Here is a 14,920-nt window from a genome sequence, read left to right as displayed (position 1 = left end):
CCGAAGATCTCCGAACCACCGCACTTTTCACCAGACTTACGAGAGTCCGCCATGTACGAGCTGTCCCGGGTCCGCCTCTACTCCATCGGTCCCGCCGGTGCGCGCTACGCCGACACCGTGCTTGACCTGCGGGGTGTCGGCGAGCCCGTGCCCGACCCGGCGCCCACGCAGGCGGAGTTCTTCGAGGAGGAGCCGTCCGGCCCGCCGCGCCGCCCCGCCCCCGCGGGCGTGCTCTTCCTGGAGAACGGCGGCGGCAAGTCCGTCCTGCTCAAGCTGATCTTCTCGGTGATGCTGCCGGGCCACCGCAACACCCTCGGCGGCGCCAGCTCCGGTGTGCTGCGCAAGTTCCTGCTCGCCGACGACTGCGGGCACGTGGCGCTGGAGTGGCAGCATGTGCAGACGGGCGAGTGCGTCGTCGTCGGCAAGGTGAGCGAGTGGCGCGGACGGCAGGTGTCCAACGACCCGCGCAAGTTCGCCGAGGCCTGGTATTCCTTCCGGCCCGGCCCCGGCCTGAGCCTGGACAACCTGCCGGTCGCCGAGTCCACCGCCGTACGGCCGCCCGTCGAAGGCACCTCCGGCGCCCAGGGGCGGCGCCGCACCATGAAGGGCTTCCGTGACGCCCTGATGGAGGCGGGCAAGGCCTATCCGCACCTGGAGGTGCACTGGGAGGAGATCCACGACCGCTGGATCGAGCACCTCGGCGACCTCGGCCTCGACCCCGAACTCTTCCGCTACCAGCGGGAGATGAACGCCGACGAGGGCGAGGCGGCCGGTCTCTTCGCGGTCAAGAAGGACTCCGACTTCACCGACCTGCTGCTGCGCGCCGTCACCGACACCCGGGACACCGACGGCCTCGCCGACCTGGTCAGCGGCTTCGGCAACAAGCTGGGCCGGCGCGCCGAGCTGATCGCCGAACGGGACTTCACCGCCGGGTCGGCCGACCTGCTCGGGCGGATCGTCGAGGCCGCCGAGGCTCGCTCACGCGCGCGTGACATCCACGCCGGCGCCGAGCGCCGTACCCGCACCCTCGCCCGGCGGCTGTCCGCGCGGGCGGTGCGGGAGCGGGTGCGGGCCGCCGACCTCGCCCAGCGGGTCACGGCCGCCGCCTACGCCGTCACGCACTCCGAGGGCGCCCGGGAGCGCAGCGCCCTGATCGCCGCCGAACTCGCCTACCGGCACGCCTCCCTGGCGCTCGCCGCCGCCGAGAAGTCCGCCGCCGCGCAGAAGCGCGAGCTGGCCGATGCCCGCACCCTGCACTCCGCCTGGCAGGCCGCCGAGGCCGTGCTGCGCCACCGCGCCGCCGCCGACCGCGTCGCCCGCGTTTCCGCCGCCATCCAGGAGGCCGAGCGGGACGCCGCGCCCGCGCTCGCCGCACGCGCCAAGGCCGCCGTGGACCTCGTACGGGCCCTGCACGCGGCCGCCGAGAGCGCCGAGGCCCTCGCCAACGAGGAGGAGGAGCGCTCCGCCGCGCTGCAGGAGGTCAGCGACTGCGCCCACCGCGACTCGACGACCGCCGCGACCGAAGCCCAGCGCGCCCGTAGCGAGTCTGGGCATCTGCGCCAGCGTCTCGCCGAGGTCGAGCAGGAGACCGCCGAGGCCGTCCGCGCCGGCTGGCTCGACGACAGCGCCCCGGACGCCGACCCGGCGCGTGCCGCGCTCGCCGCCAGCGACGCGGAGAAGACTGCCGTGGCCGCCTGGGACGCGGCCCGCGAGGCCGCCCGCAAGGTCACCGAGCACGCCCGCGAGGCGGCCTCCGCCGAGTCCCGCGCGGAACTGACCGCGGCCCGCGCGGCGGACGCCGCGACGGCGGCCGAGCGGGCCCACGAGGCCGAGCGGCGCCTCGCCGAGTCCCTGGCCGCCGAGGAGCGGCTGGCGGAACTACTCAGCCTGCCGGGCGCGTCCGGGACGGGCCGGGCCGACGTGCCCGGACCCCGCACCGGAGCCGACGACACCCCCGGCGGCCGGGCCGGTACGGCAATCGCCGGCGAGAGCGCGTCCGGTGCCCGTTCCGAGGCGGGTACGGCTCCGCACGGCCGTACCCGGGACGCGGCGGCCGACGCGACCGGCGCTGCCCGGCCCCCGGCCGAAGGCCCCCTCGCGCCCGAGGAACTCGACCGCTTCGCCGACGAGTTGCGCGAGCTGCTCGACGACGTCGTGTCGAGCGCCGAACGGCACCTCTTCGAGCTGCGCACCGCAGCCGCCGACGACTCCCGGATCCTCGGTGCCCTCGGCGACGGCGGACTGCTGCCGCCCGGCCCGGACGTCCTGGCCACGGTGGAGTTCCTCGGAGAGCACGGCATCCCGGCGCTGCCCGGCTGGCGCTATCTCGCCCAGGCCGTCGACCCCGCCGACCACGCGCGCGTGCTCGCCGCCCGGCCCGAACTGGTCGACGGTGTGATCATCACCGACCCGGCCACCCACGCGCGTGCCCGCGAGGCGCTCGGCGACGCCGCCCTGCTGCCCCGCTCCGCCGTCGCCGTCGGCACGGCCGCCGCCCTGCTCGCCCCGCCGCCCGCCGACAGCGCCGCCTCCGGGGACGTCTTCCTCGTGCCGCCGAACCCGGCCATGCACGACGAGCACGCCGCCGACGAGGAACGGCAGGCGCTGCGCGCGCGGGCCACCGAACGCGACGAAGAGATCCGCACCCTCGCCGCCCGGCTGGGCAAGGACCGCGAACTGGCCGCCCGGCTCGCCTCCTGGCGCACCGGCTGCCCCGCCGGCCGCCTCACCGAACTGGGCCGGACCGCCGAGGAGGCCCGCGCGTTCGCCGAGGAGGCCGAGGCGGAGCTGGCCGAGGCGCGCACGGTGCGTGCGGAGGCCGACGAGGCCGCGGCCGAGACCGCACACGTCCGCGACGAGCGGCAGGAGGCCGCGCAGAAGGCCCGCCGCGCCGCCGACGCCCTGGCCGGACTCGCCTACCGGCTCCGCGAGCGCGCCGGCTGGCAGGTGAAACTGCGTGAACTCGCCGACGAGGCCGCCGAGTCCGAGGCCCGCGCCCAGGTCTGCCTGGAGCGCGCCCGCGCCGCCGACGAGGACCGCCGCGCCGCCCAGCGCGCCGCCGACGACGCCCGCCGCACCGCGCGTGCCCTGCGCGCCGAACGCGCCGAGATCGCCGGCGCCCCGGACGACCTACCGGTCGAGGAGGCGGACGCCCCCAAGACGTCCCTGCCCGCCCTCCGCGAGGCCTACCGGGCCGCCTCCCAGGTGTACGAGAAGGTCGGCGTCGGCGCCGACCTGCGCGCCGAACAGGCCCGCGCGGAGAGCGACGAGAGCGCCGCCCGCGCCGAACTGGACCGCCTCAGCAACAAGGTCCGCACGCGTGCCGAGCAGCTGCTTCAGTCACCCGACGGCTCCGACGGTCCCTCCCGGCAGGCGGCCGCCGCGCGCGCGGAGGAGCTGGTGCAGCTCCTGGAGACCCGCATGTCCAGCGCGAGCGAGCAGCTCGGCCGGCTGCGCGGCGAGGCCGAGCGGCACGCCCCCGAGGACGGCGAGGCACACACCGAGCTGCCCGAGGAACTGCTCCCGCGCGACGCCGAGCACGCCCAGGCGCTGCTGCGCACCGCGACGGGCGAACTCGCCGCCCGTACCGAGGCGCTGGCCGAGGCCCGTGAGGCGCACGCCGAGCTGCTGGAGGCCCACCGGGCCGCCGAGGACGCGGCCGGCGGCTTCGACGAGATCGCCGCGATGCTCCGCGACCTGCTGCGCGAGCACACCCCCGAAGAGGAGCAGGAGGAGCCGGAGCCGTACCCCGGCAGCCTGGAGGAGGCCCGGCACTCCGCGGCCGAGGCCCGCCGCTCGCTGCGCGGCTGCGCCGCCGACCTGTCCGCCGCCGAGGCGGCCGTCCGCGAGGCGAGCGACGTCCTCGTCCGGCACGCCAACTCCACGCGCTACGAGCAGGTCCGCACCCCCGCCCGGCAGCAGATCCGCGAACTGCCCGCGTCCGCGCTGCCGGAGCACGCGCAGAAGTGGGCCGACGCGTTCGCGCCCCGGCTGCGCGTCCTGACCGACGAGCTGGCCCAGCTGGAGCGCAACCGCGACTCGATCGTCGACCGCCTCCGCGGCCTGGTCGAGTCCGCCCTCGCCACCCTGCGCTCCGCCCAGCGGCTCTCCCGCCTTCCCGAAGGCCTCGGCGAGTGGTCCGGCCAGGAGTTCCTGCGCATCCGCTTCGAGGAGCCCGACCAGGCCACGCTCACCGAACGCCTCGGCGAGGTCATCGACGACGCCACGCGCGCGGCTGTGAAGAAGAACTCCGACCTGCGCCGGGACGGTATGTCCCTGCTGCTGCGCGGAGTCGCGGCGGCGCTCCAGCCCAAGGGCGTGGCCGTCGAGATCCTCAAGCCCGACGCCGTACTGCGCGCCGAGCGTGTCCCCGTCGGCCAGATGGGCGACGTCTTCTCCGGCGGCCAGCTGCTCACCGCCGCGATCGCCCTGTACTGCACGATGGCCGCCCTGCGCTCAAACGACCGGGGCCGCGACAAGCACCGGCACGCGGGCACGCTGTTCCTGGACAACCCGATCGGCCGCGCCAACGCCACATACCTGCTGGAACTGCAGCGGGCCGTGTCCGACGCGCTCGGCGTGCAGCTGCTGTACACCACCGGCCTGTTCGACACGACGGCCCTGGCCGAGTTCCCGCTGGTCATCCGTCTCCGCAACGACGCCGACCTCAGGGCGGGCCTGAAGTACATCAGTGTGGAGGAACACCTCCGGCCCGGTCTTCCGCAGGAGCCCCAGGCCGGGGAGGCGGTGCACAGCGAGATCACGGCGACGCGGATGTTCAAGAAGCCGGTCTCGAACACGCCGTAGCGGCGAGGCCCTGCAGCACTGCGGAGCACTGCGGGCCTTCCGCGGCCGGCGCGGCTCAGGGGTGGGACGGCTGTCCGGCGCGGCTCAGAGGTGGGACAGCTGTCCGGCGCCGCCCCGCCGGCGTATCCGGTCCTGCTCACGCAGGGCCGCCCGCTGCTCGCGCCGGTGGGCCCGCCGCTCGCGGCGCAGTGCCCGGGCCGTGCTGCTCGGCTCGGAGAGCACGCCGTACCGCTGGTTCCACACCTGGCGGGTCACCCACACGTCGACCGCGGCCCAGGTGGCCACCACCGTGCTCGCCACGCTGCTGATCACCATGGGGAACGCCAGCCAGGACCCGGCCAACGTGCACAGAAACGCCACCATCGCCTGAATCAGCGTCACCGCGATGATCAGAACCGCCCGCACCGCCGCCGTACGCACCGGATCCGGCAGCGGATGTCGTCGGGCGGGCTCCTCGATCCACAACGGCCGGTACAGCAGCTGCTGTTCGCCGGTGAGTTCCACGCCGCGTCCCCGCGCCGGAATGTCGCGATCCGGCGCCTCCAGGCCCCGCCGCGCCACCGAGCGCCCCGCCACGCTGTCCCCGGGCGCCTCGCGCCGCTCCGCCGTGCCCATCACCGTGTCACTCCCCACCGCCAGCAGTCCCCTCGCACCCCGGTGTCACAAGACTCCGACTCCCCAGTGGCTGCCCGGCTTGCGCTGGTTTACGCCGCCGGGTGGCGGGATGCGGCTCCTGTGGCCCATTCCGCCCCCATTTCCCGTAGAGAAGGACGCACGAGATCGCCAGAAGATTCCCACCTTGCGAAAAGATCCGGCCAACCGGCCGGCCGTGTGCTCACGGTCCGGCCGGACGCGGCTACCGGATCGCGGTGGCAATCTCCCGCAATGCCCGGACAACTCGCCATGTCTCGCCGTCGGAGCGGAAGTTCGCCCTCCGGACATGTCTTCGAGTTAACTGTGGGGCGGTAGTAGGCTCGCGCCGTTTGTTGACGGACATGTGCACCCCCGGCCGGCGGGGGTCGAGCTGGGGGAGGCCATGCGCTTTCGCGGGAAGTCGATCCGCCGGAAGATCGTGGCGCTGCTTCTCGTGCCGCTGGTGTCCCTGACCGCCGTCTGGGGCTTCGCAACGGTACTCACGGGACGCGAGGTCGCCCGGCTGTTCCACGTGTCGGACGTCAAGGAGGACATCGGCTACCCCGCCGAGGACACCGTCCGTGTCCTCCAGCAGGAACGCCGCCAGACCCTCGTCTACCTCGCCGACCCGCGGGCCGCCGACGCCCTCTCCGCGCTGCAGCGCACCCGCACCGCCACCGACCGGGCGATCGCCAAGATCCGGAAGAACGCCGGCGACCACGACGTCCTCGACAGCATGGACGCGAGCGACAGCGGGCGCCTCAGTGCCGTCCTGGACGCCTTCGACGGCCTCGGCTCCCTGCGCCGCAGCGTCGAGCAGGGCACGGTCACCCGCACTCAGGCCTACGGGCTCTACAACCGCCTCGTCGACCCCTGCTTCGCGCTGCTCGCCACCCTCGAGGGCATCGACGACGTCGGCCTGGACGCGCAGTCCCACGCGATGGTCAACGTCAGCCGGGCCCGCGAGCTGCTCTCCCGCGAGGACGCCCTGCTCGGCTCCTCCCTCGTCGTCGGCCGGCTCACCCACGACGAGACCCGGGACATCTCCGACCTCGTCGCCCAGCGCACGGTCCTGTACGACGTCAGCCTGCCGCTGCTGCCCACCGCCGAGCGCGACCGCTACGAACGCCTCTGGAAGGACGCCACCACCGCCCCGCTGCGCACGGCCGAACAGACCGTCATCCGCACGGACTCCGGCACTCCACGCGGTGTCACCGCGCAGAGCTGGGACTCCGCGGCCGCGAGCGCCCTGGACGCACTGGGCACCCTCGACGACGAGGTGGGCGACCGCTTCCAGGACCGTACGCGCCCCGTGGCCCTCGGCGTCATCCTGCAGGCGGCCGTCGCGGGCCTGCTCGGCCTGCTCGCACTCGTGGTCTCCGTCGTCCTGTCCATCCGGATCGGCCGCAGCCTCATCCGCGACCTGCGCCAGCTGCGCCTGGAGGCACACGAGGCCTCCGGAGTCCGGCTGCCCAGCGTGATGCGCCGTCTGTCCACGGGCGAACAGGTCGACGTCGAGACCGAGGTGCCGCGCCTGGAGTACGACAAGAACGAGATCGGCGAGGTCGGCCAGGCCCTCAACACCCTCCAGCGAGCCGCCGTCGAGGCCGCCGTCAAACAGGCCGAACTGCGGGCCGGGGTCTCCGAGGTGTTCGTCAACCTCGCCCGCCGCAGCCAGGTGCTGCTGCACAAGCAGCTCACGCTGCTCGACACCATGGAACGCCGTACCGAGGACACCGACGAGCTCGCCGACCTCTTCCGCCTGGACCACCTCACCACCCGTATGCGCCGGCACGCCGAGGGCCTGGTGATCCTCTCCGGCGCCGCGCCCTCCCGGCAGTGGCGCCGCCCGGTGCAGCTGATGGACGTCGTGCGTGCCGCCGTCGCCGAGGTCGAGGACTACGAACGCATCGAGGTACGGCGCCTGCCCCGGGTCGCCGTCACCGGCCCGGCCGTCGCCGACGTCACCCACCTCGTGGCCGAACTCCTGGAGAACGCCACGGTCTTCTCACCCCCGCACACCGCCGTCCAGGTGCTCGGCGAGCGGGTCGCCAACGGCTTCACGCTGGAGATCCACGACCGGGGTCTCGGCATGACGGCCGAGGCACTCCTGGACGCCAACCTGCGCCTCGCCGAGACCCCCGAGTTCGAACTGTCCGACACCGACCGGCTCGGCCTGTTCGTGGTCAGCCGTCTCGCCCAGCGCCAGAACGTCCGGGTCTCCCTCCAGCCGTCGCCGTACGGCGGCACCACCGCCGTCCTCTTCATCCCCGACGCGCTGTTGAGCGACGACGTACCGGACACCAACGGCCTCGGCTTCCGCCTCGACCGGGACCGCCCGGGGAAGGGGGCCGGGCAGGCGGCGAGCCGTGCCGCAGGACGGTCCGCGGCGCCGGTACAGTTGCCCGGTCTGCCGACCTCGCTGCTGGACGGCCCCGTCGAGCTGGAGGCGCCCGTGGATCTCGACGCCATCGAGGACTTCCCCGGCGTCCTGGAGGACGAGGACAGCGAGCGCGGCGGCCTGTTCCGGCACCGCCGCTCCGGCGCCCGCGCCGACGACCGGACGCCGTCGCCGTCCGCCGGCCGCGCGGCACACGACGAGGGCGGCGACCGCGGCCCCATCCCGCTGCCGCGCCGGCAGACCCCCAAACTGGTCAGCTCGCACGGCAAGCCCGTCACCGACCAGCGCTCCCGCCGCGACGAACCGGACCCGCAGACCTCCTCCGCCCCCCGCCGCCCCGACACCGGCGGCCTGGCCCCGCTGCCCGCCCGCCGGCGCGCCACGCCCTCCCGGCGCCCCGCCGAACTCACCGACCGGGTCGAGGAAACCGCCCCGGCCCTTGCCGACGCCACCACCACGCCGCCCGACGCCCCCGCACTGCCCCGGCGTACCCGACCCGGGTCTCCCGCCGATAGCGGCGCCGCGGGCAGGACCGGTGGCGACGCAGTGGATCCGACCGGCGACGGCTCCCGTCCCGGTGATGGCGGCACCACCGAGTCCGCCGACGACACGGCCCCGCCGAGCCGCGCCCTCGACGCCGACGGCCGCGCGACGACCGCACCGGCCACCGGGCCGGGCACCGAGCCCGGCATCGAGCCGGGCACCGACCCTGTCATGAACCCGGTCACGAACCCGGCCACGGAGCCACCCACCGGCCCCCTGCCCCGGCGCGTACGCCAGGCCAGCCTGGCCCCCCAGCTCAAACAGGACACCGTACGGCGCGCCGAGCGCGCGGCGGCGCCCGACGACCGGGACGCCGAGGAGGTCCGCAGCCGGATGGCCTCGCTCCAGCGCGGCTGGCAGCGCGGCCGGCAGGAGAACGCCGCGGGCGACGGGGCCCAGAACGGCACGGCACAAGGAACGACAAAGGGGGACGGTCGATGACCGCACCGAAGGCGACCGGCCACACGGCGACGAACAAGGGGGAGCTGGACTGGCTCCTGGACGACCTGGTCGACCGGGTCGCCAGCATCCGCAAGGCCGTCGTCCTGTCCGGCGACGGGCTGCCAACGGGTGTGTCCCAGGACCTGACCAGGGAGGACAGCGAGCATCTGGCTGCCGTCGCCTCCGGCTTCCACAGCCTCGCCAAGGGCGTGGGCCGGCACTTCGAGGCGGGCAGCGTCCGGCAGACGGTGGTCGAGCTGGACGACGCCTTTCTGTTCGTCACCGCGGCCGGGGACGGCAGCTGCCTGGCCGTCCTGTCCGACGCCGACTCCGACGTCGGACAGGTCGCCTACGAGATGACGCTCCTCGTGAAGCGGGTCGGCGTACATCTGGGCACCGCCCCGCGCACCGATCTCCCCGCGGGCGGGTAGTGGAATGTCATGAGCGCAGACGGTCAGCGAAGAAACCACTGGTTCGACGACGAGGCCGGACCGGTCGTCCGTCCGTACGCCATGACACGCGGCCGCACGACGAGTCCGGCCCAGCACCGGCTCGACCTGATCGCCGTGGTCGTCACGGAACCGGACGTGGGCGACCCGGAGACGGATCCGACGCTGGCGCCGGAGCATGTGGAGATCGTCGGGCTCTGCCGTGACGAACCGCAGTCGGTCGCCGAACTCGCCGCCGAACTCGACCTGCCGACCGGCGTGGTGCGGGTCCTCATCGGCGACCTCGTGCACGCGGAACTCGTCCACGTCACGCGTCCGGTGCCCCCGGCCGAGCTGCCGGACGAGAGCATTCTGCGCGACGTGATCAACGGCCTCCGGGCCCTGTGACCGGCGCGAGAACCGTCGCCCCACCCCATCCAGCAGAACCCTCGAGCAGGAGAAGAGACCGATGATCTTCGGGCGTTCTGAGCGCGGCAAGCCCCCGGTCGAGCCCGTCACGCTCAAGATCCTGGTGGCCGGCGGCTTCGGCGTGGGCAAGACCACCCTCGTCGGCGCGGTCAGCGAGATCAGGCCGCTGCGCACCGAGGAACTGCTCACCGAGGCCGGCCGCCCGGTCGACGACACCAGCGGTGTGGAGGGCAAGCACACCACCACCGTGGCCATGGACTTCGGCCGTATCACCCTGCGCGAGGACCTGGTGCTGTACCTCTTCGGCACGCCCGGGCAGGAGCGGTTCTGGTTCATGTGGGACGAGCTGTCCGAGGGCGCGCTCGGCGCCGTCGTCCTGGCCGACACACGGCGCCTGGAGGACTGCTTCGCCGCCGTCGACTACTTCGAGCGGCGTTCCATACCCTTCCTCGTCGGCGTCAACTGCTTCGAGGGAGCGGCGCGTTACCCGGCCGAGACCGTCCGGCAGGCCCTCGACCTGGACGAGGACGTGCCCGTGCTGCTGTGCGACGCGCGCGACCGGCAATCGGTCAAAGAAGTGCTCATCGGAGTCGTCCAGCACGCGATGGACCACGCGGCGGACCGCCGCCAGGCCGCCCTCGGCTGACCGGCGAGGCGGCCCCTTGGGCCGGAATCACGGGCACGGCCCGTACCCCCGCCGACCGGGGTACGGGCCGTGGTCCGTGAGGAGCCCTCACGCGCGCGTGCCGGGCACCGTTACGCGCCGTCCTCCTCCTCCAGCCAGCCGAAGCTCTTCTCCACCGCCTTGCGCCAGTTGCCGTACTCGCGGTCGCGTACCGACGCCTCCATCGCCGGTGTCCACTCCGCGTCCTGCCGCCAGTGCGACTTCAGTTCGTCCAGGTCGTTCCACACCCCGGTCGCCAGACCGGCCGCGTAGGCGGCGCCCAGGCAGGTCGTCTCCGACACCCGGGGCCGGATCACCGGCACGCCGAGGACGTCCGCCTGGTGCTGCATGAGCAGATTGTTCTTCGTCATGCCGCCGTCGACCTTCAATGTGGTGATCCGCACCCCGGAGTCCTGATACATGGCGTCCACGACCTCCCGGGTCTGCCAGCTCGTCGCCTCCAGCACCGCGCGCGCGAGGTGCGCCTTCGTGACGTACCGGGTGAGGCCGGTGACCACACCGCGCGCGTCGGAGCGCCAGTAGGGCGCGAACAGGCCCGAGAAGGCGGGCACGATGTACGCGCCGCCGTTGTCCTCGACGCTCGCCGCCAGTGTCTCGATCTCGTCGGCGCTGCGGATGATCCCGAGCTGGTCGCGGAACCACTGGACGAGCGCGCCCGTTATCGCGATGGACCCCTCCAGGCAGTACACCGGCGCCTCCCCGCCGATCTTGTAGCCCATCGTCGTCAGCAGCCCGCTCTTGGACGGCACCGGCCGGTTGCCGGTGTTCAGCAGCAGGAAACTGCCGGTGCCGTAGGTGTTCTTCGCGGTGCCCACGTCGTAGCAGGCCTGCCCGAAGACGGCGGCCTGCTGGTCGCCCAGCGCGGCGGCCACGGGCACGCCGGCGAGCTGCCCGACCGCCGTGCCGTAGACCTCTGCCGAGGACCTGATCTCGGGCAGGACCGCCTCGGGCACGTTCATGGCGGAGAGGATGGCCGGATCCCACTGGAGGGTGTCCAGGTTCATCAGCATGGTGCGGCCCGCGTTGGTGACATCGGTGACGTGCCGGCCGCCGTCGGTGCCGCCGGTGAGGTTCCAGATCAGCCAGGAGTCGATGGTCCCGAAGGCGATCTCGCCGTGTTCGGCCCGCTCCCTGAGGCCGGGCACATGGTCCAGCAGCCAGGCCGCCTTGGGCCCGGAGAAGTAGCTGGCCAGCGGCAGCCCCGTCTGCTCGCGGAAGCGGTCCTGGCCGTCCGCGCCGCCCAGTTCGTTGCACAGGGCCGCGGTACGGGTGTCCTGCCACACGATCGCGTTGTGCACGGGCTTGCCCGTGGCGCGGTCCCACAGGACCGTCGTCTCGCGCTGGTTGGTGATGCCGAGCGCGCTCAGCTGGTCGGCGCGCAGCCCGGCCTTGGCGAGCGCTCCGGCCACCACGGCCTGCACCTTGGACCAGATCTCGGTCGCGTCGTGCTCCACCCAGCCCGGCTTGGGGAAGATCTGGCGGTGCTCACGCTGGTCCACGGCGACGATCGCGCCGCCGTGGTCGAAGACGATGCAGCGGCTGGACGTGGTGCCCTGGTCGATGGCGGCGACGTACTTCTCGGCGGTGTCCGTCATGGCTGTCCCCTGGGTCGCTGGGTCGGGTCGCTGGTCAGCGGGGCGCGGTGCGGGGCGGTAAGGCGGCGTACGGGGTGGGGGAGAGATGTACGGGAGATCAGAAGGCCGCGTTGTAGATGACGCCGGCGAGTACCCCGCCGATCAGGGGCCCGGCGACCGGTATCCAGGCGTAACGCCAGTCGGACGTGCCCTTGTTGGGGATCGGCAGGAAGGTGTGCACGATGCGCGGGCCGAGGTCGCGGGCCGGGTTGATGGCGTAGCCAGTGGGCCCGCCGAGGGAGAGCCCGATGCCGACGACGAGCAGGGACACGATCAGCACGGTGGTGCCGGACTCGCCTAGTCCCTTGGTCAGCCCGAAGGCGAGGACGGGCAGCACGAGCGCGATGGTCGCGATGATCTCGGTGATGAGGTTGGCGACCGGGTTCCGGATCTCCGGAATGGTCGAGAAGATGCCGAGCGTCGCCACCGGTTCCTCGACCGTGCCCTCGGCGCCGCCCTCCTTGCGGACGTTGGCCTGGAACTGCGCGAGATACACGAGGTACGCCAGTACGGCCCCGAGCATCGCACCGACGAGCTGGCCCAGCAGATACACCCAGACCTTGCCCCACTTGCCGGTGTCGACGGCGATGCCGAGGGTGACCGCGGGGTTGAGCTGGCCCCCGGAGAGCGGGGCGGCGGTGTACGCGCCCGCCAGGACGCCGAAGCCCCAGCCGAACGCGATGACGACCCAGCCCGAGGCCCTTGCCTTGGAATGTCTGAGAGTGACGGCGGCGCAGACACCGGCACCGAACAGGATGAGGATCGCGGTGCCGATGACTTCGCCGACGAAGATGTCTCCGTTGCTCATGGCGGCTCCCTTGGCGCCGGTCGGGGCGCTCGGCCCCGGGCTTCCGTGCGGGCAAGTTTCCTTGGCGACGTCAGCCGTGGACAGGGAGCCCCGTGCCCCGCCCGGCGTCCGTGACGAGCGTGCCGTCGCAGCCGTATCGCCAGGAGGGACGGGCCGTGCAGCAGGACAGACCCGTGGCGCAGTGCCTGATAACGCCGCGAATGTACGGCGATGTCGGCTGACACCGGGAAGTGTTCACCGGTGCCACGGGGGCGTCAAGGTTGCCGACGGCGACGGTGACAGCGACTCGCCCGGCGGCCGGGTCACCGCCGCGAGCCACAACGAACATATCCGGCAGGGACGTTCACCACCCTGGCTCGGCGGCCGCGTACCCGGCCTGTGCCGGCGCCGCCCCCGAGCCGCGCCGGACCTCGTGCCCCGGCAGCCCGGCCCGCCCGAGCACCCAGCTCGCGCCGCGCAGCGCCTTGGCCGCCTTCTTCAGCGGAGCGAGGTGGGCGGCGGCGTGGCGATGGTCGCCGACGCTGCCCGGCGCGCACACGACGGTCGCCAGGGAGAGCGTGACCGGCTGGTCCCCCGCCGACCAGGGTGCGTCGAGCACGGCGGCGACCAGCGGATCGAGCGCCTCCTCCTCGGCCAGCACCAGGAAGTCGTCCCCGCCGATGTGCCCCACGCGCGCGTGCCCCGAGACCGCCTGCTGCAGCGCCCGCCCCACCGACCGGATCAGCTCGTCGCCCGCGGCGAACCCGGCACCGTCGTTGACGTGCTTGAAATGATCGATGTCCAGCCAGCTGAGCGCGAACGTCCGGCCGTCCGTGATCCACCGGTCCACCTCGCTCGTGATGCGGTCCGAACCGGGCAGCCGGGTCAGCGGATTGAGCCCGGCCGCCTCCTCGACCCGGCTCTCGGACAGGGCCCGCACCAGGTCCGCGAGTCGTACGACGCCCACGCACCGCCCGTGCCGGTCGACCACCGCGACATCGTCGGAGGTCCGGTCCCGGCCGCCGATCGCGACGACGTCCAGCACCTCCCAGGCGGTGGCGTCGGCCCCGACCGTGCGGGGCGGGTCACCCAGCTTGAAGGCCGGCCGGTCGGCGTACAGGGCGTGCCCGTAGCGGCCGGACATGGTCAGCAGGAAGCGTGAGCGGTGCACCGACCGCACGGGCCTGCCGGCCTGATCCACCAGCAGCACACCCGAGACGTCCGGCGACCCGGTCAGCAGCGCCCGCACCTGCCCCGCCGACGCGGTCACCGGCAGCACCGCGGCCGGGCGCACGAACTCCCGCACCGACGGCCCGGACCGGGGCATGCTGACGGCGCCGGGGGAGCGGGGCGGAACGTATACGTCGGCGGCGGGGATCCGGGCCGGCGGCGCGAACAGCTCGCCCTGGGCCAGCTGCGCACCGGCCGACAGCGCGGCGGCACACTGCAGTTCGGTCTCGACACCCTCCGCCGCGACCAGGGCACCCAGCTCCTCGCACAGCGTCCGCATCGCCCGTACCGCGGCCGGCCGGGACAGCAGCGAGGCGTCGAGCTTGACCAGGTCGGGGGAGAGATCGGTGAGCAGCCGCAGCGGTACGTCGCCGTCCCCGATGCCGTCCGCGCTGATCCGGAACCCCTGCTCGCGCAGCGCGGCCACCGCCTCCAGCAGTGCCCTTTGCGGCACATGTGTGTAGGGCGGGACCACGTCCAGCGTGATCTCCCAGGGCATGCGCCCGGCCGCGCGCACGGTGTCGTGCAGCGGGGTGAGGCCGCCGAGGTCGGCGAGGGTGGCCGCGAACACGTTGAGGTGCAGCGGCAGCAGGGTCTCCTTGTGTGTTGCGGCGCGCAGCGCCAACACCGTGAGCCTGCCGTCGAGTTCGGGGTCCCGGCGGGCCTCGGCCAGGATGTCACCGGTCTCCGGGCGGGCGAGTGTCTCCAGGGCGGCGACCGCGCCCGTCGTCAGGTTGACCACCGGCTGGAAGGCGAAGCGCAGAGTGTCCGTCCAGGAGTGCACGGGAGCATGATGTCGCCGCCCGCGTACGCCCAGGCCCAGTTCATGAGACGTTCACACAGGATTCCGGGGCGATCACGCAGCGTGGACAACCCCTGCTGTCACCGGTGCCACAGGACGGT

9 protein-coding genes are annotated in these 14,920 nt (G+C 73.5%); 5 read left to right on the top strand and 4 right to left on the bottom strand.

The features are described from left to right. The first annotated feature begins 51 nt into the window (after positions 1–51). On the top strand, positions 52–4,806 hold the full coding sequence (locus ACWC0C_RS25295) for a hypothetical protein (RefSeq protein ID WP_450866059.1): 4,755 nt from the start codon (positions 52–54) through the stop codon (positions 4,804–4,806). 84 nt (positions 4,807–4,890) lie between these two features. On the opposite strand, the gene ACWC0C_RS25290 is transcribed toward ACWC0C_RS25295, so the two are convergent. Beyond that, positions 4,891–5,439, bottom strand: coding sequence for a hypothetical protein (locus tag ACWC0C_RS25290; protein WP_450866058.1), 549 nt, complete (start codon positions 5,437–5,439; stop codon positions 4,891–4,893). A gap of 403 nt (positions 5,440–5,842) precedes the next feature. On the opposite strand from ACWC0C_RS25290, the gene ACWC0C_RS25285 reads away from it, so the two are divergent. The 4 genes from ACWC0C_RS25285 (at position 5,843) to ACWC0C_RS25270 (ending at position 10,327) form a co-directional block, all read left to right on the top strand. After that, positions 5,843–8,824, top strand: a complete 2,982-nt coding sequence (locus tag ACWC0C_RS25285; RefSeq protein WP_450866056.1) for a nitrate- and nitrite sensing domain-containing protein — start codon at positions 5,843–5,845, stop codon at positions 8,822–8,824. Next, complete coding sequence (locus ACWC0C_RS25280) at positions 8,821–9,255, top strand: roadblock/LC7 domain-containing protein (RefSeq protein WP_449196803.1); 435 nt, start codon at positions 8,821–8,823, stop codon at positions 9,253–9,255. Before ACWC0C_RS25285 ends, ACWC0C_RS25280 begins: the two co-directional genes overlap by 4 nt. A 9-nt stretch (positions 9,256–9,264) precedes the next feature. Next, positions 9,265–9,660: a DUF742 domain-containing protein gene (locus tag ACWC0C_RS25275; protein WP_450866054.1), complete on the top strand. Its 396-nt coding sequence runs from the start codon at positions 9,265–9,267 to the stop codon at positions 9,658–9,660. 61 nt (positions 9,661–9,721) lie between these two features. After that, the gene (locus ACWC0C_RS25270) at positions 9,722–10,327 is read left to right on the top strand and encodes a GTP-binding protein (RefSeq protein ID WP_449196805.1); all 606 of its coding nucleotides are present in this window, start codon (positions 9,722–9,724) and stop codon (positions 10,325–10,327) included. Positions 10,328–10,437: 110 nt separating this feature from the next. Here ACWC0C_RS25270 and glpK read toward each other — a convergent pair whose 3' ends face one another. The 3 genes from glpK to ACWC0C_RS25255 form a co-directional block, all read right to left on the bottom strand. Next, complete coding sequence (gene glpK / locus ACWC0C_RS25265; RefSeq protein WP_450866052.1) at positions 10,438–11,961, bottom strand: glycerol kinase GlpK; 1,524 nt, start codon at positions 11,959–11,961, stop codon at positions 10,438–10,440. Positions 11,962–12,058: 97 nt separating this feature from the next. After that, a complete protein-coding gene (locus ACWC0C_RS25260; RefSeq protein WP_450866051.1) occupies positions 12,059–12,808 on the bottom strand; it encodes an MIP/aquaporin family protein in 750 nt (249 codons plus the stop codon). A 343-nt stretch (positions 12,809–13,151) separates the two neighbouring features. Continuing rightward, entirely contained in the window at positions 13,152–14,801 is a 1,650-nt protein-coding gene (locus tag ACWC0C_RS25255; RefSeq protein WP_450866050.1) for an EAL domain-containing protein, read from the bottom strand. Positions 14,802–14,920: the final 119 nt, after the last annotated feature.

The sequence above is a fragment of the Streptomyces sp. NPDC001709 genome, from assembly GCF_053596375.1.
Note: the sequence above shows the minus strand (reverse complement) of the source record. Positions and strands in the feature narration are given on the sequence as shown.